The organism is Streptomyces rectiviolaceus, from assembly GCF_039533825.1.
GTDB classification, from domain to species: domain Bacteria; phylum Actinomycetota; class Actinomycetes; order Streptomycetales; family Streptomycetaceae; genus Streptomyces; species Streptomyces rectiviolaceus.
Map to the genome: position 1 here is coordinate 32,185 of NZ_BAAAUG010000116.1, position 16,836 is coordinate 49,020.

Sequence of the window (16,836 nt, forward strand, 5' to 3'; positions counted from 1 at the left end):
AATTGCGGGGTGCGGGGCTGGACGGCTCTGAGCGTCCGGCCCCTGGTCGTCGGGCCGGGCAACGTGCCGGTGATCACTGACCCGTCAGTAGCGGCACGAGACTTGGCAATGGCGGCTTTCTCGGCCCTGACTCACGCGCGATACGCGGACGCCGACGCCATACTGGAAGCACTGGTTCGTGCCCTGCGAGCGACCGACAAGGAGTCCGCTGAGTACTACGGCGACCTCGTGGATGTCGGCCTGGGGGACACCCCGGCCAGAGAGACATGGAGAAAGCTGATGACATTCGTCAACTACTTCCCGGGCCGGGGCACGTTCCGCGAGCAGGCCTACCTCGAAGGCAAGGCCGAAGGCAAAGAAGACGGGATCGCTGAAGGGCTGGTCAAGGGCCGTGCCGAGGCGCTCCTCCGCTTCCTGGAACTGCGCGGTATCCCGATCTCCGACAGCACCCGCGAGCGAATCGCCGACTGCACCGACCTGGACATCCTCGGCCGCTGGGGCGACCGCTCCGCCACGGTCGACGACGCCAACGACCTGTTCACCGAAGAGCCGGAACCCGGTGCCGATCGCCTGAGGTGAAGTAGGGACGTACTACCGGTTGCGCATCGCTCATCTCCGTCCTCGCCCGGACGCTGGGCTTCCCACCTGTCAGGAGCGTGTGCGCCGCTGCCTACGCACAGCGAAAGGGCCCGGAACCAAATAGGTTCCGGGCCCAACAAGCCTGCCGTCAAGGCTACTTGTCCTTGTCCGCCTCACCCTTGCCGGAGGCGACCGGCTTGCGCAGCGAGAGGTTCAGCTCGCGGAGTCGCGACTCCTCAAGCTCGGAGGGCGCGCCCATCATCAGGTCCTGCGCGTTGCCGTTCAGCGGGAACGAGATCGTCTCGCGGATGTTCGGCTCGTCCGCGAGGAGCATGACGATGCGGTCGACGCCGGGGGCGATGCCGCCGTGCGGCGGGGCGCCGAGGCGGAAGGCGCGGAGCATGCCCGCGAACTCCTGCTCCACCGTCTCGGCCGCGTAGCCCGCGATCTCGAAGGCCTTGAGCATGACCTCGGGCTCGTGGTTACGGATGGCGCCGGAGGACAGCTCGATGCCGTTGCAGACGATGTCGTACTGCCAGGCGAGGATGTCGAGGGGGTCCTTCTCCTCCAGGTCCTTCATGCCGCCCTGGGGCATCGAGAAGGGGTTGTGGGAGAAGTCGATCTTGCCGGTGTCCTCGTCCCTCTCGTACATCGGGAAGTCGACGATCCAGCAGAAGCGGAAGACGCCCTCTTCGAAGTGGCCCGCACGCTTGGCGGCCTCGACACGGACAGCCGACATGACCTTCGAGACCTCGTCGAACTCGCCCGCGCCGAAGAAGACCGCGTAGCCGGGGGCCAGGGAGAGGCGCTTCGTCAGCTCCTCTACGTTCGCCTCCGTCAGGAACTTCGCGATCGGTCCTGTCAGCGAGCCGTCCTCGGCCACGCGCACCCAGGCCAGGCCCTTCGCGCCCTGCTCGACCGCGTAGTCACCGAGGCCGTCGAAGAACTTGCGGGACTGCGACGCCGTGTCCGGCACCGGCAGGGCGCGGACGTGCTTGCCCGCGAACGCCTTGAACTCCGAACCCTCGAACACGTCGGTGATGTCGACGAGTTCCAGCTTCGCGCGCAGGTCCGGCTTGTCGTTGCCGTACTTCAGCATCGACTCGCGGAACGGGATGCGGGGGAACGGGGACGTGACCTCGCGGCCGTTGCCGTACTCCGTGAAGATCTCCGTCATGAGCTTCTCGATGGGCCGGAAGACGTCTTCCTGCTCCACGAAGCTCATCTCGACGTCGAGCTGGTAGAACTCGCCCGGCGAGCGGTCCGCGCGCGCGTCCTCGTCGCGGAAGCACGGCGCGATCTGGAAGTAGCGGTCGAAGCCCGAGATCATGAGCAGCTGCTTGAACTGCTGCGGGGCCTGCGGCAGGGCGTAGAACTTGCCCGGGTTCAGGCGGGACGGCACGACGAAGTCGCGGGCGCCCTCGGGGGACGTCGCGGCCAGGATCGGCGTCGCCATCTCGTTGAAGCCGAGGGCCACCATCTTCGAGCGGATGGAGGCGATGACGGACGAGCGCAGCATGATGTTGCGGTGCATGCGCTCGCGGCGCAGGTCCAGGAAGCGGTACTCCAGGCGCCGCTCCTCGTTCACGCCGTCGTCCGCGTTGACCGTGAAGGGCAGCGGGGCCGCGGCGCCGAGCACCTCGACCTCGGCGGCCTCGATCTCGATCTCACCGGTGGGCAGCTCGGGGTTCACGTTGTCCGCGCCGCGCGAGACGGCCTTGCCGTCGACCCGGACGACCGTCTCCTTGGAGAGCTTGTCCAGGACCTCGGCGGCCTTGGTGCCGGGGCGGGCCACCAGCTGCGTGATGCCGTAGTGGTCGCGCAGATCGATGAAGAGGATGCCACCCAGGTCTCGGCGATTGTGCAGCCAGCCGCTCAGCCGGACGTCGGAGCCGACGTCAGAGGCGCGGAGCTCGCCGCAGGTGTGGGACCTGTACCGATGCATCTTCGTTCATCCAGTCTTCGCGAATAGGGGAGAGAGCAGACAGTCCCCAAGGCTACCGTCCGGGCGGAGATCGCTTTCCGGATTACTTCGCGGATCGCCCCGGGAGCGCTCCTCGCCACCCCCGGCGGTGGCGGCTTGTCCGCGGATCTTCCTAAAGTGGGTCAATGCGCACCGACGATCCCTTGCAGCAGGCGGGGGACGAACCCCTGCCTCCCGTACGGGACGTCCTTGCCGCCATCGCCACCGGCCTGTGGCGCTGGAACAACACGACCGGCACCGTCACGCTCGACGCCGAGGCGGCCCGGCTCCTCGGGCTCCCCGCGCACGCCCAGACCCTCACCGAGGCGGGCGTGCGCTCCCGCTTCCACCCCGTCGACTGGAACGAGATCGACGGCATCGTCCAGCTCGCCGTCGCCGAGGGCACCCTCGCCGAGGCCCGACTGCGGATCATGGACGAGCAGGGGCGGCGGGTCCTGCGCATCGTGCGCAGCCGCTCCAAGCCGATCGTGGACCCTGCCACGCATGAGTACGAGCTCATCGGCACCCTGCAGGAAGTCAGCGAGCCCCCGCCGGGCGCAGCCGCCCGCAGCCCGGTCACCGGCGACTGGCGGCGCTCGCGCGAGGCGTTCCTGCTCGACGCGGGGCGCGCGCTCGCCGAGGCGCGGTCGACGGAGGAGGTGCTTCGGGTCGCCAGTGGGCTCTCCATGCCGGGGTTCTCGCCGGACGGGCTCGGTGTCTTCGGGGTCGAGGGCGACCGGCTCAAGGTCATCGGGCATCACGGACACCAGCCGGGGGACGACCTGCCCTTCTCGGCGATGCCCCTGGACACGGACTACCCGGCCGCCGAGGTGGTCCGCACGGGCCGCGCGGTCTATCTCTCGTCGCCCGAGGAGTACCACCGCCGCTACCCCGCCACCTGGCCGCTGGCCCGGCCCTTCGAGCGGCAGTCGTGGGCGTTTTTGCCGCTGACCGTCGCGGGCCGCACGATGGGCGCCTGGCTCGCGGCGTTCGCCTACCCCGTCTCGTTCACGCCGGACGAGCGCTCCGTCCTGACGACGGTGGCCAGGATGCTGGCCCAGGCCCTGTCGCGGGCCGGGGTCGCCGAGTCGGAGCGGGAGCTGACGGAGGGGCTTCAGCGCTCGATGCTGCCGCTGCTCGGGCCGCGCATCCCGGGGATGAGCGTGGCCGCGCGGTATGTGCCGACCGGCGGCGGGCTCCAGGTGGGCGGCGACTGGTACGACATGATTCCGCTGCCCAACGGCCGCATCGCCTTCGTCATCGGCGACGTACAAGGGCATGACGTGCGCGCGGCGGGCCTCATGGGGCAGCTGCGGATCGCCCTGCGCGCGTACGCGTCCGAGGGCCACCGCCCGGACGCCGTGCTCTCCCGCGCGACCCGCTTCCTGTCGGGCATCACGGACGGCATCACGATCGGTTCGGACGGCGACGCGGGTGGCGACCCCACTGACGCGCGCTTCGCGACCTGCCTCTACGTGGAGGCCGACCCGGTCACCGGCGTCCTGGAGATCGCCCGCGCGGGCCACCCGGAGCCCGCGATACGGATGAGCGACGGAACGGTCCTGCTGCGCCCCACCGCCGGCGGCCTGCCGCTGGGCATCGACCCGGACGCGGACTACCCCACGACCCGCCTCGTCCTGGAGGCCGGCGAGACGATGCTGGTCTGCACCGACGGCCTCATCGAGACCGGCGGCCACGACCTGGACAGCGGCTGGAAGCGGATCCGCACGATCCTGGAGGAGCACGGGGGCGGCGGCGAGGACGGCCTCGAAGAGCTGGCCGACAACCTCGTGCAGGCCGTCCACGGGCCCTCGTCGCACCACACCACGGGGACGCTGGTGGACCGCCGCGAGGACGACATAGCGGTCCTGCTGCTGCGCAGGTCCGGCCACCCCGCATATCGCACGCCCGCCCGCCGCACGGTCCTGACGGTCGCGCAGGCCGAGCCTGAGCGCATCGCGGGGGCGCGGCGCCATGTGCGGGAGCTGCTGCACGACTGGGCGGACGCCGATCAGATCGACTCGGCGGTCCTGATGGTCTCCGAGATGATCACGAACGTACTCGTGCACACGGACGGCGACGCCCTGCTTGTCGCCGAGGTCATGGGGGAGCCGGGCTCGCGCCGGATGCGGGCCGAGGTCTCGGACGGCAGCGACGACCTGCCGCACAAGCGCCACCCCGGTGAACTGGCGTCCTCCGGGCGGGGGTTGGTCCTGATGGAGCTGCTCGCCGACGAGTGGGGCGTGGATCCGAGGGGCGAGGGCAAGAGCATCTGGTTCGAGCTCTACGAGGGCGCCGCAGAGCCCTCCACAGGACCCTCCGAGGCATCCGGGCCCTCCGAGGCGTCCGGCCCGGCCGAGCCCGTCGGATAGCGGCCCCTCAGCTCCGAGGCCACCCCGAACGCCGCCGCCGTCACCGGCACCGCGAGCAGCATCCCGAGGATCCCCGCCACGGACGCCCCCGCGGTGATCGCCAGCATGACGACCGCCGGATGCATCTGCACGGTCCGCGACTGGATCACCGGCTGGAGCACGTGGCCCTCCAGGACCTGCACGGCGAGTACGACACCCAGCGCCCACAGCGCGATGATGACGCCACGGTCGGCGAGCGCGACCAGGACGGCGACGGCACCGGAGATGAACGCGCCCAGATAAGGGATGTAGGCGCCGATGAACACGAGCGCGCCGAGCCCCCACGCCCCCGGCACCCGCAGGATCAGGAGCCCGGCGGTGATGCAGATGGCGTCGATCAGCGCGATGAACGTGGTGCCGCGCATGAAGCCCTCGACAGCCTCGAAGGCGCGTCGGCCCATGGCCTCGACGGTGTCGGCGGTGCCGCGCGGGGCGAGCGAGCGCATGGAGCCCATGGCCCGGTCGGAGTCGCGCAGGAAGAAGAAGACGAGCAGCAGCGCGAGGACGGCCATGGCGATCACCTCGCCGACGACGCTGAGCCCGCTGATCACTCCGGACGCGGCGGAGCCGCCGAACTTGCCGAGCAGTTCCTTGGCGTTGGACGCCATGTCGTCCAGGGATGTGCCCGCGGCCCCGAAGTGGTCGGAGAGGTCGGCCGCGGCCTGCTTCAGGGAGGCGATGATCTGGTCGCCGGTGTCGATCAGGGCCCTGACCACGGTGTACATCGCGCCGCCGACGACCGCGACGACGACCGCGCAGGTGAGCCCCGCGGCCAGCGAGCGCTGCACCTTCATCTTCAGGAGCCACCGGTAGACGGGCCCGAGCAGGGCCGTGCCCAGGAGCGCGAGCAGCACCGGTGTGACGGCCGTCTTGAAGATGACGATGAGCCAGATCGCCACGGCGGCCACGCCGGTGACGAGCAGGAGGACGACGCACCAGGCGGCGGCGCGGCGTGCGGGCTCGGGCAGAAGGGTGCTCACCCTCCTACCCGAGCATGACCTCTTGGGCCCCGCACGTTGTGTACGCCGAACAGCCGCTGCCTACATGCCGTGCACGGCGGGAACCTTGCCGAGCAGGCCCTTCTGGAAGTCCTCGAACGCCTGCTGCAGCTCGGCCTGACTGTTCATCACGAACGGTCCGTAGTGCGCCATCGGCTCACGGATCGGCTGTCCGCCGAGCAGCACGACCTCCAGGTCGGGGGTGTTCCCGTCCTGCTTCTCGTCCGCGCGGACGGTCAGCGACGAGCCCGCCCCGAAGACCGCCGTCTGGCCCATGTGCACCGGACGGCGCTCGGCACCGACCGTGCCGCGCCCCGCAAGCACGTACGCGAGTCCGTTGAAGTCCTCGCGCCAGGGCAGCGTGACCTCGGCGCCGGGGCGCACCGTGGCGTGGATCATCGTGATCGGTGTGTGCGTGATGCCGGGGCCGTCGTGCCCGTCCAGCTCACCCGCGATGACCCGCAGGAGCGCGCCGCCGTCGGGGGTGGTCAGGAGCTGCACCTGGCCGCCGCGGATGTCCTGGTAGCGGGGGTCCATCATCTTGTCCCGCGCGGGCAGGTTCACCCACAGCTGGAGGCCGTGGAAGAGGCCGCCTGACGTGACGAGGGACTCCGGCGGGGCCTCGATGTGCAGGAGGCCCGAGCCCGCGGTCATCCACTGGGTGTCGCCGTTCTGGATGGTGCCGCCGCCACCGTTCGAGTCCTGGTGCACGAACGTTCCGTCGATCAGGTACGTGACCGTCTCGAAGCCGCGGTGCGGGTGCCAGGGCGTGCCCTTGGGCTCCCCGGCTCCGTACTCCACCTCGCCCATCTGGTCCATCATGATGAACGGGTCGAGGTACTTGTAGTTGATCCCCGCGAACGCCCGGCGCACCGGGAAGCCCTCGCCCTCGAAGCCGCTCGGCGCGGTCGTCACGGCGAGCACGGGGCGGGCCACGGCGTCGCCGGACGCGGCCACACGGGGCAGGGTCAGCGGGTTCTCGACGGTCACAGCGGGCATGTCGGTGCCTCCTTCTCGTACGCTCAGTTTAGTTGAACGTAGAACTTCTTGCCACCGGGAACGCGAGACGCCCGGAGGGAATTCCCTCCGGGCGTCCGTGATGGCTTGAAGTGGCCGCTAGCCGTACATCCGGCGCATCGCGAAGTCGACCATCTGCTCGACGGCCTTGGCGTCGAAGACCATGCGGTGCTCGCCCTCCATGTCGAGCACGAAGCCGTAACCGGTGGGGAGGAGGTCGATGACCTCGGCGCCCGTGATCACGAAGTACTTGGATTCCTTGCCCGCGTACCGGCGCAGCTCCTTGAGCGACGTGAACATCGGGATCACGGGCTGCTGGGTGTTGTGCAGGGCGAGGAAGCCGGGGTTGTCGCCGCGCGGGCAGTAGACCTTCGAGGTGGCGAAGGCCTGCTGGAAGTCCTCGGCGGACATCGAGCCCGTGGTGAAGGACCGCACCGCGTCCGCGAGGGACGGGGGCGACGGCTCGGGGTAGAGCGGGGGCTGCTGGGCGTAACCGCCCGCGCCGCCGGGCATCTGCTGCGGCGGCGGCTGCGCCCCGGGCGGGGCGTACTGCTGCTGGGCGCCTGGGCTCTGGTCGTAGCCGTACATGCCCGCAAGAGTACTGAGCCCGCGAGACGACTGAGTCACAGATGACCTATTAGGGGTTGCTTCTTATTACTGGCGGGTAGCATCATCGTAGCTACTTGCTGGTACTTATCCCTTTCTGCTTACGGAGCCGTCGCCATGGGGCACTACAAGTCGAATCTCCGCGACATCGAGTTCAACCTCTTCGAGGTACTCGGCCGCGACAAGCTGTACGGCACCGGCCCGTTCGCGGAGATGGACGTCGACACCGCCAAGAGCATCCTCGAGGAGCTGCGCCGCCTCGCCGAGAACGAGCTGGCCGAGTCGTTCGAGGACGCCGACCGCAACCCGCCGGTCTTCGACCCGGCGACCAATACCGCTCCCGTACCGGCATCCTTCAAGAAGAGCTACCAGGCCTTCATGGACTCCGAGTACTGGCGCCTCGGCCTGCCCGAGGAGATCGGCGGCACGACCGCCCCCCGCTCCCTGATCTGGGGTTACGCGGAGCTGCTCCTCGGCGCCAACCCGGCCGTGTGGATGTACTCCTCCGGTCCGGCGTTCGCGGGCATCCTGCACGACGAGGGCAACGAGGCGCAGAAGAAGATCGCCGCCATCGCCGTCGAGAAGCAGTGGGGCTCGACGATGGTCCTGACCGAGCCCGACGCGGGCTCGGACGTCGGTGCGGGGCGCACCAAGGCGATCAAGCAGGAGGACGGCTCCTGGCACATCGAGGGCGTGAAGCGCTTCATCACGTCCGGTGAGCACGACATGTCGGAGAACATCCTCCACTACGTCCTCGCCCGCCCCGAGGGCCACGGCCCTGGCACGAAGGGCCTCTCGCTCTTCCTGGTCCCGAAGTACGAGTTCGACTGGGAGACCGGCGAGCTCGGCGCCCGCAACGGCGCGTACGCCACGAACGTCGAGCACAAGATGGGCCTCAAGGCGTCCAACACGTGCGAGATGACGTTCGGCGACCAGCACCCCGCCAAGGGCTGGCTGATCGGCGACAAGCACGACGGCATCCGCCAGATGTTCATGATCATCGAGTTCGCCCGCATGATGGTCGGCACGAAGGCCATCGCGACGCTCTCGACGGGTTACCTCAACGCCCTGGAGTACGCCAAGGAGCGCGTGCAGGGCCCGGACCTCGCCCAGTTCATGGACAAGACCGCGCCCAAGGTGACGATCACCCACCACCCGGACGTACGCCGCTCGCTGATGACGCAGAAGGCGTACGCGGAGGGCATGCGCGCCCTTGTCCTGCACACCGCGGCGGTCCAGGACGACATCCAGATCAAGGAGGCGGAGGGCGAGGACGCTTCGGCGCTGATCGCCCTGAACGACCTCCTCCTGCCCATCGTCAAGGGCTACGGCTCGGAGAAGTCGTACGAGCAGCTCGCGCAGTCGCTCCAGACGTTCGGCGGCTCGGGGTACCTCCAGGAGTACCCGATCGAGCAGTACATCCGTGACGCCAAGATCGACACCCTCTACGAGGGCACGACGGCCATCCAGGGCCAGGACTACTTCTTCCGGAAGATCGTCCGCAACCAGGGTGCCGCGCTGAACGGCCTCGCCGAGGAGATCAAGAAGTTCCTCGCGGTCGGCACGGGCGGCGAGACGCTGGCCGGGGCCCGCGAGGAGCTGGCCAAGGCCGCGGTCGAGCTCGAGGCCATCGTCGGCGTCATGCTGACGGACCTCGCGGCGACGGAGCAGGACGTCAAGTCCATCTACAAGGTGGGCCTCAACACCACCCGCCTCCTGATGGTCTCCGGCGACGTCGTCGTCGGCTACCTGCTGCTGCGGGGCGCGGCGGTGGCGGCGGAGAAGCTGGCGACGGCTTCCGCCAAGGCTGTGTCTTCCAAGGATGTGGCCTTCTACGAGGGCAAGATCGCCGCGGCCAAGTTCTTCGCCACGAACGTCCTGCCGGGCGTCGCGGCCGAGCGGAAGCTCGCCGAGGGCGTGGAGCTGGACCTCATGGAGCTGGACGAGGCTGCGTTCTAGCGTTCCAGCCTCCGCGAACCCGCAGGGTGGCCCGCTCCCGGCTTCGGGGGCGGGCCACCGTCGTTTCAGTGCAGAACCTCCCGGAAAAGGGCCCCCTCGCCCCGGGGGGCCGCTAGCTAGGCTGGAAGCATGAGCACACCTGCCCACCCGTCACCCGCCGCCGCCCTTGCAAAGAGCGCTCCGCGCGCCCCTCTTGCTTTCGACCGCGGCCACTCCGACGACCTCATGACCTTCCTGGCACAGAGCCCCTCGCCGTACCACGCAGTGGCAAGCGCCGCGGAGCGGCTGGAGAAGGCCGGTTTCCGGCATGTCGAGGAGACCGACGCCTGGGACGGGTCGACCGGCGGGAAGTATGTGCAGCGCGGCGGCGCGATCGTCGCCTGGTACGTCCCCGAAGGCACAAGTGCGCACACCCCGTACCGCATCGTCGGCGCCCACACCGACTCCCCGAACCTCCGCGTCAAGCCGAAGCCGGACGCGGGCGCGCACGGCTGGCGGCAGGTCGCGGTCGAGATCTACGGCGGCCCGCTGCTCAACTCCTGGCTCGACCGCGACCTCGGCCTCGCGGGCAGGCTCTCGCTGCGGGACGGCTCGACGCGCCTGGTGAACATCGACCGGGCGCTGCTGCGGGTCCCGCAGCTCGCGATCCACATGGACCGCTCGGTGGCCGCCGACGGCCTCAAGCTCGACAAGCAGAAACACATGCAGCCCATCTGGGGCCTCGGCGACGACGTGCACGAGGGCGACCTCATCCACTTCCTGGAGGAGGAGTCGGGGCTCACCCCCGGCGAGGTCACCGGCTGGGACCTGATGACGCACCCCATCGAGGCGCCCGCCTACCTCGGCCGCGACCGCGACCTCATCGCGGGCCCGCGGATGGACAACCTCCTCTCCGTGCACGCCTGCACGGCCGCGCTCGCCGCCGTCGCCACGGCGGACGGCGCCGAATCCCTCCCGTACATCCCCGTGCTCGCCGCCTTCGACCACGAGGAGAACGGCTCACAGTCCGACACGGGCGCGGACGGCCCGCTGCTCGGCTCGGTGCTCGAACGCTCCGTGTTCGCACGCGGCGGCACGTACGAGGACAGGGCCCGCGCCTTCGCCGGCACCATCTGCCTCTCCTCCGACACGGGCCACGCCGTGCACCCCAACTACGCGGAGCGGCACGACCCGACGCACCACCCGCGCGCCAACGGCGGCCCGATCCTCAAGGTCAACGTCAACAACCGGTACGCCACGGACGGCACAGGACGGGCCGTGTTCGCCGCCGCGTGCGAGAAGGCCGGCGTGCCCTTCCAGAGCTTCGTCTCGAACAACGCGATGCCCTGCGGCACGACGATCGGCCCGATCACCGCGGCCAGGCACGGCATCAAGACCGTCGACATCGGCGTCGCGATCCTCTCGATGCACAGCGTCCGTGAGCTGTGCGGGGCGGACGACCCGCACCTGCTGGCCAACGCGTTGGTGGCGTTCCTGGAGGGCTGATGTCCGCCTCTCCGTGTGGCTGCGGCACACCCGGGTACCCGGGTGCCCACGCCACGACTTAGGGAGGCGGTCCACATGGGCCTGGGCGGATGCATCATCCTGATCGCCGCGGGCGCCATCCTCACGTTCGCCACCGACTGGGAGATGGAAGGCATCAACCTCACCGTCACCGGCCTGATCATGATGGCCGTGGGCGTGATCGGTGTCGCCGCGTTCACCAACGCACGCCGCAAGACGGTCGTGCCACCGGGCGCGACCGTGATCGAAACGGACAGCGACCACCACCACGGTCACCACGGCTAGTGGCCGACGGCCCCACGCGACGCCGGGCCCGGACAGCCGCCTTCCGTGGCTGCCGGGCCGCCACGGGGTAGTCATGGCCCCATGAAACTTCTCGTACGCGACCGGCTGCTCGGCATCGGTGACGACTACTGGATCGAGGACGACCAGGGCCAGAAGGTCTTCCTCGTCGACGGCAAGGCGATGCGCCTGCGCGAGACCTTCGAGCTCAAGGACATGCAGGGCCGCGTCCTCATCGACATCCGCGCCAAGATGCTGGCGCTGCGCGACACGATGGTGATCGAACGGGACGGCGAGGCGCTGGCCACGGTCAGGCGCAAACGCCTCTCGCTCCTGCGCAACCACTACCGCGTGGAACTGGTCGACGGCACCGAACTCGACGTGAGCGGCAAGATCCTGGACCGCGAGTTCGCCATCGAGTACGACGGCGAACTCCTGGCCGACATCTCGCGGCGCTGGTTCCGGGTCCGCGAGACGTACGGCCTGCACGTCACCCGGGAGGACGCCGACCCGGCCCTGCTCCTGGCCATCGCGGTCTGCGTGATCCGCCTCGCGGAGAAGGAACGGGGCGACGACTGACCCTGCGCCGCTCAGCGCCGGGGGGCGTCCATCCCGAGCAACCGGTCCTTGAGCGCGGGGAACTGCTCCCGCGTGGCGGCCACCTTGGAAGGGTCGAGGTCGACGGTGAGGACCTCCTCGCCGTCCCCCGCCTCGGCCAGGACCTCGCCCCAGGGGTCGACGACGACGCTGTGCCCGGCCTGGGGGACCCCGGCGTGCGTGCCCCCGGTGCCACAGGCGAGGACGTACACCTGGTCCTCGACGGCCCGCGCCCGGGCGAACAGCGTCCAGTGCTCCCGCCGCCGCGCGGGCCACCCCGCGGGGACGACGAACATCTCGGCGCCCGCGTCGACAAGACCCCGGAAGAGCTCGGGGAAGCGGAGGTCGTAACAAGTGGCGAGCCCGATGACCGCGGAAGGCGTCCGCACCGTCACCAACTCGCTGCCCGCCCCCATCAGCACGGCCTCGCCCTTGTCGAAGCCGAAGCGGTGGATCTTCCGGTAGGAGGCGGCGAGTTCACCGTCGGGCGAGAAGACGAGCGAGGTGTTGTAGAGGTCCCCCTGCCCGTCCCCCGAAGCGTCCCGCTCCGGAATGGACCCCGCGTGCAGCCAGACGCCCGCGTCACTCGCGGCCTTGGCCATCGCCTCGTACGTAGGCCCCTCAAGCGACTCCGCCTCGTCGGCGAACGACTCGTACGCGAAGGCGCCCGTAGTCCACAGTTCGGGAAGAACGACGAGATCCGGCCGCTCCCGCGCGGCTACCTCACGTACCAGTGAAGAGACCCGCGAGCGGCGGGAATTGACCGATTCGCCCTCGTCTACGGCGATCTGGATGAGGGAGGCGCGCACACTACCACCGTCCTGGCATTCGAGCCGTCAATGCAGGCCTACGATCGTCACACGAAAGCACTGCCGGGGTGCCTGCGGGCAGCGTAACTTAACGTTCCAGACACCCACCGCCCGCGTACGACCGTCGAGGGGTCCCGTGAGTCTCCATCCCAGCCTGCAAACCTACGCCGACGCCTGGACCCAATCCGTATCAGCCATATCCGAGCTGGTGTCACCACTCGCCGAGGGAGAGTGGAACCGGGCCACGCCCTGCCCCGGCTGGTCGGTGCGGGATGTCGTCTCCCACGTCATAGGCATGGACTGCGAGATGCTGGGCGACCCGCGACCCATCCACACGCTGCCCCGCGACCTGTACCACGTACAGACCGAGGGCCAGCGCTACATGGAGATCCAGGTCGACGTCCGGCGCCACCACACCGCGCCCGAGATGACCTCCGAGCTGGAGTACACGATCATCCGCCGCTCGCGGCAGCTGCGGAACGAGTCGCGCGACCCGTCCCACAAGATGCGCGGCCCGCTCGGCACCGAGCAGACCCTCGAACTGGCAACGCGGATGCGCGCGTTCGACGTGTGGGTGCACGAGCAGGATCTGCGGGCGACCCTGAAGAAGCCCGGCAACCTGGACTCCCAGGGGGCGTACGTGGCGCGTGACCTGCTCCTTCACGGACTCGCCAAGGTGGTCGCCAAGAAGGCCGGGGCGCCGGCGAACTCGGCGGTCGTCTTCGATGTGAGCGGCCCCGTCGAGTTCCTGCGCACGGTCCGCGTCGACGCCGACGGCCACGCCACGGTCGACAGCGCCCCGTCACTCGGCCCGCTCGCGACACTGAGCCTGGACTGGGAGACGTACTTCCGCCTCGCGTGCGGCCGTATCTCGTACGCATCGGTGACCGACCGGATCAAGGTCGAGGGCGATCACGGCCTGGGCGAGGCGATCCTGCGGGAGTTCGCGGTCACGCCGTAACTCCCTCCCGCTCACGGGGTGTGCGTCAGACGGGGACGTGCACCGCCTCGACGCGGCTGGCGACAAGCCGCTCCTTCTCCCGGCGCACCGCGCGCGTCCGCAGCCGCAGGATCTGGCTGAGGCCGACCGCCTCCAGGACGAAGACGGCGGAGAAGGCGATCCGGTAGTTGTCGCCGGTCGCGTCCAGGAGCACGCCGATGGCGAGCAGCGTCGTCATGGAGGCGACGAAGCCGCCCATGTTCACGATGCCGGAGGCGGTGCCCTGCCGCTCCGGCGGGTTCGCGGGCCGCGCGAAGTCGAAGCCGATCATGGATGCGGGGCCGCAGGCGCCGAGCACGGTGCACAGCGCGATGAGCAGCCACATCGGGGCGTGGTCGCCGGGGTAGTGGATCGTGACCGCCCACATGGTGGCCGTCGCGGCGACGGTGCCGATCGCGAGGGGCGTGCGTGCCGCGTGGTGCCGGGCGACGATCTGGCCGTAGACCAGGCCCACCACCATGTTGGAGAGCACGACGAGGGTGAGCAGTGCCCCGGCCGTCCCGCGCGAGAGTCCCTGCGCCTCGACGAGGAACGGCAGGCCCCACAGGAGCAGGAACACCATCGCGGGGAACTGCGTCGTGAAGTGCACCCAGAGCCCGAGCCGGGTGCCGGGCTCGCGCCAGCTCAGGGCGATCTGCTTGCGCACGAAGGCGCCGCCGGTGTGCCGCACCGGCTCCGGCTCGTGGCCCTCGGGGTGGTCCTTGAGGAACAGCGTCATCAGTACGAGGACGACGACGCCGCAGAGCGCGCTGCCGGCGAAGGCGGCGGTCCAGCCGACGGAGTGCAGGAGCCGGGCGAGGACGAGGGTGGAGACGAGGTTGCCCGCCATGCCGACCAGACCGGCGAGCTGGGCGACCAGCGGGCCGCGCCGGGCCGGGAACCAGCGGGTGCCAAGACGCAGCACGCTGATGAAGGTCAGCGCGTCACCGCAGCCGAGCAGCGCGCGGGACGCGAGCGCCATGCCGTATGAGGGCGAGAACGCGAAGCCGAGCTGGCCGAGCGTGAAGAGGACGACTCCGATGGTCAGGACGCGCTTGGTGCCGAGCCGGTCGACCATCAGGCCGACGGGTATCTGCATGCCCGCGTACACGAGCAGCTGAAGGATCGAGAAGGTGGAGAGCGCGGACGCGTTGACGTGGAAGCGGTCGGCGGCGTCGAGCCCGGCGACGCCGAGCGAGGTCCGGAAGATGACGGCGACGAAGTAGACGGCGACGCCGATACCCCAAACGAGCATGGCCTTCTTGCCGCCGGGCGGATCACCGGGGAGGGAGACGGGGGCGGAGGCGGCGCTCATCGGGACTTCCAGTAATGGGTGGGTGGGAGGGAAACACGCCGCGAAGCGGCAAAAGAAAACCCACCGACGGCGGTCGGCGACAGGCCAAAGAGCACCCTCATCGAACCTCACCCCGAGCAAGATCCCGGAACCACCCGACGTGCCGGGTAACCACACCCACCGCCCCCTCCGCGTCCCCGGCGCGCAAGGCGTCAAGAATCTCCTCGTGCTCGGCGAGAGTCTTGGCGATCCGGTCGGGATGGGAGTGCATCACAGCGACCCCCATCCGCAACTGCCGGTCACGAAGCTGGTCGTACAGGCGGGCAAGGATCTCGTTCCCCCCACTCCGCACGATCTCCGCGTGAAAGCAGCGGTCGGTGACCGCCGCTTCCGCGAGGGCCCCCGCGGCGGCCTGCACCCGCTGCTGGGCCAGGAGCTCTTCGAGGCGGGCGATCAGACCCGGCGGCGCGGGGACCGCCTTGCGCACCGAGTGCGTCTCCACCAGGAGCCGCGTCTCGACGACGTCGGCGATCTCCTGCACGGACACCGGCAGGACCAGCGCCCCCTTCTTCGGGTAGAGCCGAAGAAGCCCCTCCACCTCCAGCTTCAGGAGGGCCTCGCGCACCGGCGTGCGGGACACCCCGACGGCCTCGGCGAGCTCACCTTCGGTGAGCAGCGTGCCGCCCTCGTACCGACGGTCGAGCACGCCCTGCTTGACGTGCGCGTAGACGCGCTCGGCGGCGGGCGGCGGTTTGACGGCGGGGGTGGCAGCAACTGGCATGCGCACAGCATAGATACAACACGTACCCATGAGGTCGTCCATTCCACGATCCGGACTTCACCCTCCTGAGAACACATCCATCTGCCCCCCTCGTGCGTCTCACCATCGAGCGGCACCCTCATGTGGCCGCATTCCAGGGGCATTTGGAGCACAGACCTTGAAAACCCCCATTAAGGGCATTCGTCGCGCATCGGCCGTAATCGTCACCACAGGTGCGGTACTCGCGGGCGGAGCCCTCACGACCCCGGCCCATGCGGCCGCGCTGCCGAAGCCGTCCATCGCCGCCAAGGGCGGCTTCGTGATGAACAACGGCACGGGCAAGACGCTCTTCACCAAGGCCGCGGACACCCGCCGGTCCACCGGCTCCACCACCAAGATCATGACGGCGAAGGTGGTGCTCTCGCAGCCGAACCTGAACCTCAATTCCAAGGTCAAGATCGAAAAGGCCTACAGCGACTACATCGTCAGGAACACCGCCTCGTCCGCCCGTCTGATCGTCGGCGACAAGGTCACCGTCCGCCAGCTCCTGTACGGCCTGATGCTGCCGTCCGGCTGCGACGCGGCGTACGCGCTCGCGGACAAGTTCGGCAAGGGCACCACCCGCTCCGCCCGCGTGAAGTCGTTCATCGGCAAGATGAACACCCAGGCCAGGAGCCTCGGCCTGACGAACACCCACTTCGACTCGTTCGACGGCATCGGCGGCGCGGGCAACTACTCCACGCCCCGCGACCTGACGAAGCTCGCCTCCAGCGCGATGAAGAGCTCCACGTTCCGTACGGTCGTGAAGACGAAGTCGACGAAGCAGAAGGTCACCACGAAGAGCGGTGGCTACCGCTACATGTCGTGGTCGAACACGAACAACCTGCTCAGCAGCTACAGCGGCGCCATCGGCGTGAAGACCGGCTCAGGACCGCAGGCCAAGTACTGCCTGGTCTTCGCCGCGACCCGCAACGGCAAGACGGTCATCGGCACGGTCCTCACCTCGACCTCCGCGACCAACCGCACGAAGGACGCGAAGAAGCTGATGGACTACGGCTTCAAGAAGTAACCCCTACGGG

At 69.3% G+C, this 16,836-nt stretch carries 15 protein-coding genes; 8 read left to right on the forward strand and 7 right to left on the reverse strand.

What is annotated here, in order from left to right:
- The first annotated feature begins 108 nt into the window (after positions 1–108).
- Positions 109–579, forward strand: a complete 471-nt coding sequence (locus ABD378_RS29210) for a hypothetical protein (protein ID WP_344525527.1) — start codon at positions 109–111, stop codon at positions 577–579.
- 154 nt (positions 580–733) lie between these two features.
- Here the strand turns inward: ABD378_RS29210 and aspS are convergent, their stop codons facing one another.
- A complete protein-coding gene (gene aspS / locus ABD378_RS29215; protein WP_344525529.1) occupies positions 734–2,524 on the reverse strand; it encodes an aspartate--tRNA ligase in 1,791 nt (596 codons plus the stop codon).
- Positions 2,525–2,688: 164 nt separating this feature from the next.
- On the opposite strand from aspS, the gene ABD378_RS29220 reads away from it, so the two are divergent.
- Entirely contained in the window at positions 2,689–4,914 is a 2,226-nt protein-coding gene (locus ABD378_RS29220; RefSeq protein ID WP_344525531.1) for a SpoIIE family protein phosphatase, read from the forward strand.
- Here ABD378_RS29220 and ABD378_RS29225 read toward each other — a convergent pair.
- The 3 genes from ABD378_RS29225 to ABD378_RS29235 all read right to left on the reverse strand — a co-directional run bounded on the left by ABD378_RS29225 (position 4,827) and on the right by ABD378_RS29235 (position 7,556).
- Complete coding sequence (locus ABD378_RS29225; protein WP_344525532.1) at positions 4,827–5,933, reverse strand: AI-2E family transporter; 1,107 nt, start codon at positions 5,931–5,933, stop codon at positions 4,827–4,829. The genes ABD378_RS29220 and ABD378_RS29225 overlap by 88 nt on opposite strands.
- A 60-nt stretch (positions 5,934–5,993) precedes the next feature.
- Positions 5,994–6,950, reverse strand: a complete 957-nt coding sequence (locus ABD378_RS29230; RefSeq protein WP_344525533.1) for a pirin family protein — start codon at positions 6,948–6,950, stop codon at positions 5,994–5,996.
- Positions 6,951–7,067: 117 nt separating this feature from the next.
- Complete coding sequence (locus ABD378_RS29235) at positions 7,068–7,556, reverse strand: SseB family protein (protein WP_344525534.1); 489 nt, start codon at positions 7,554–7,556, stop codon at positions 7,068–7,070.
- A gap of 135 nt (positions 7,557–7,691) precedes the next feature.
- On the opposite strand from ABD378_RS29235, the gene ABD378_RS29240 reads away from it, so the two are divergent.
- From ABD378_RS29240 to ABD378_RS29255, 4 genes are all read left to right on the forward strand, one after another.
- Positions 7,692–9,533 carry an acyl-CoA dehydrogenase gene (locus ABD378_RS29240; protein WP_344525535.1) on the forward strand — a complete coding sequence of 614 codons (1,842 nt, stop codon included), beginning with the start codon at positions 7,692–7,694 and terminating at the stop codon, positions 9,531–9,533.
- A 129-nt stretch (positions 9,534–9,662) separates the two neighbouring features.
- Positions 9,663–11,018, forward strand: a complete 1,356-nt coding sequence (locus ABD378_RS29245; RefSeq protein WP_344525537.1) for a M18 family aminopeptidase — start codon at positions 9,663–9,665, stop codon at positions 11,016–11,018.
- A gap of 75 nt (positions 11,019–11,093) precedes the next feature.
- On the forward strand, positions 11,094–11,321 hold the full coding sequence (locus tag ABD378_RS29250) for a hypothetical protein (RefSeq protein ID WP_344525539.1): 228 nt from the start codon (positions 11,094–11,096) through the stop codon (positions 11,319–11,321).
- Positions 11,322–11,402: 81 nt separating this feature from the next.
- Positions 11,403–11,897, forward strand: coding sequence for an LURP-one-related/scramblase family protein (locus ABD378_RS29255; protein ID WP_344525541.1), 495 nt, complete (start codon positions 11,403–11,405; stop codon positions 11,895–11,897).
- An 11-nt stretch (positions 11,898–11,908) separates the two neighbouring features.
- On the opposite strand, the gene ABD378_RS29260 is transcribed toward ABD378_RS29255, so the two are convergent.
- Complete coding sequence (locus tag ABD378_RS29260) at positions 11,909–12,724, reverse strand: carbon-nitrogen family hydrolase (protein WP_344525543.1); 816 nt, start codon at positions 12,722–12,724, stop codon at positions 11,909–11,911.
- A gap of 136 nt (positions 12,725–12,860) precedes the next feature.
- On the opposite strand from ABD378_RS29260, the gene ABD378_RS29265 reads away from it, so the two are divergent.
- Positions 12,861–13,685, forward strand: coding sequence for a maleylpyruvate isomerase family mycothiol-dependent enzyme (locus ABD378_RS29265; protein WP_344525545.1), 825 nt, complete (start codon positions 12,861–12,863; stop codon positions 13,683–13,685).
- 25 nt (positions 13,686–13,710) lie between these two features.
- Here ABD378_RS29265 and ABD378_RS29270 read toward each other — a convergent pair whose 3' ends face one another.
- Both ABD378_RS29270 and ABD378_RS29275 read right to left on the reverse strand, forming a co-directional pair.
- Positions 13,711–15,018: an MFS transporter gene (locus ABD378_RS29270; RefSeq protein WP_344525547.1), complete on the reverse strand. Its 1,308-nt coding sequence runs from the start codon at positions 15,016–15,018 to the stop codon at positions 13,711–13,713.
- Positions 15,019–15,115: 97 nt separating this feature from the next.
- Positions 15,116–15,778 carry a GntR family transcriptional regulator gene (locus tag ABD378_RS29275; protein WP_344525549.1) on the reverse strand — a complete coding sequence of 221 codons (663 nt, stop codon included), beginning with the start codon at positions 15,776–15,778 and terminating at the stop codon, positions 15,116–15,118.
- Positions 15,779–15,935: 157 nt separating this feature from the next.
- Between ABD378_RS29275 and ABD378_RS29280 the strand changes: the two genes are divergently transcribed.
- Positions 15,936–16,826, forward strand: a complete 891-nt coding sequence (locus ABD378_RS29280; RefSeq protein ID WP_344525551.1) for a D-alanyl-D-alanine carboxypeptidase family protein — start codon at positions 15,936–15,938, stop codon at positions 16,824–16,826.
- The last annotated feature ends 10 nt before the right edge of the window (positions 16,827–16,836 follow it).

Bases quoted from the DNA above. Each gene is read 5' to 3' on its own strand.
- ABD378_RS29210 (WP_344525527.1), top strand. From the start codon at position 109: ATGGCGGCTTTCTCGGCCCTGACTCACGCGCGATACGCGGACGCCGAC.
- aspS (WP_344525529.1), bottom strand. From the start codon at position 2,524: ATGCATCGGTACAGGTCCCACACCTGCGGCGAGCTCCGCGCCTCTGAC.
- ABD378_RS29220 (WP_344525531.1), top strand. From the start codon at position 2,689: ATGCGCACCGACGATCCCTTGCAGCAGGCGGGGGACGAACCCCTGCCT.
- ABD378_RS29230 (WP_344525533.1), bottom strand. From the start codon at position 6,950: ATGCCCGCTGTGACCGTCGAGAACCCGCTGACCCTGCCCCGTGTGGCC.
- ABD378_RS29235 (WP_344525534.1), bottom strand. From the start codon at position 7,556: ATGTACGGCTACGACCAGAGCCCAGGCGCCCAGCAGCAGTACGCCCCG.
- ABD378_RS29240 (WP_344525535.1), top strand. From the start codon at position 7,692: ATGGGGCACTACAAGTCGAATCTCCGCGACATCGAGTTCAACCTCTTC.
- ABD378_RS29245 (WP_344525537.1), top strand. From the start codon at position 9,663: ATGAGCACACCTGCCCACCCGTCACCCGCCGCCGCCCTTGCAAAGAGC.
- ABD378_RS29250 (WP_344525539.1), top strand. From the start codon at position 11,094: ATGGGCCTGGGCGGATGCATCATCCTGATCGCCGCGGGCGCCATCCTC.
- ABD378_RS29255 (WP_344525541.1), top strand. From the start codon at position 11,403: ATGAAACTTCTCGTACGCGACCGGCTGCTCGGCATCGGTGACGACTAC.
- ABD378_RS29270 (WP_344525547.1), bottom strand. From the start codon at position 15,018: ATGAGCGCCGCCTCCGCCCCCGTCTCCCTCCCCGGTGATCCGCCCGGC.
- ABD378_RS29275 (WP_344525549.1), bottom strand. From the start codon at position 15,778: ATGCCAGTTGCTGCCACCCCCGCCGTCAAACCGCCGCCCGCCGCCGAG.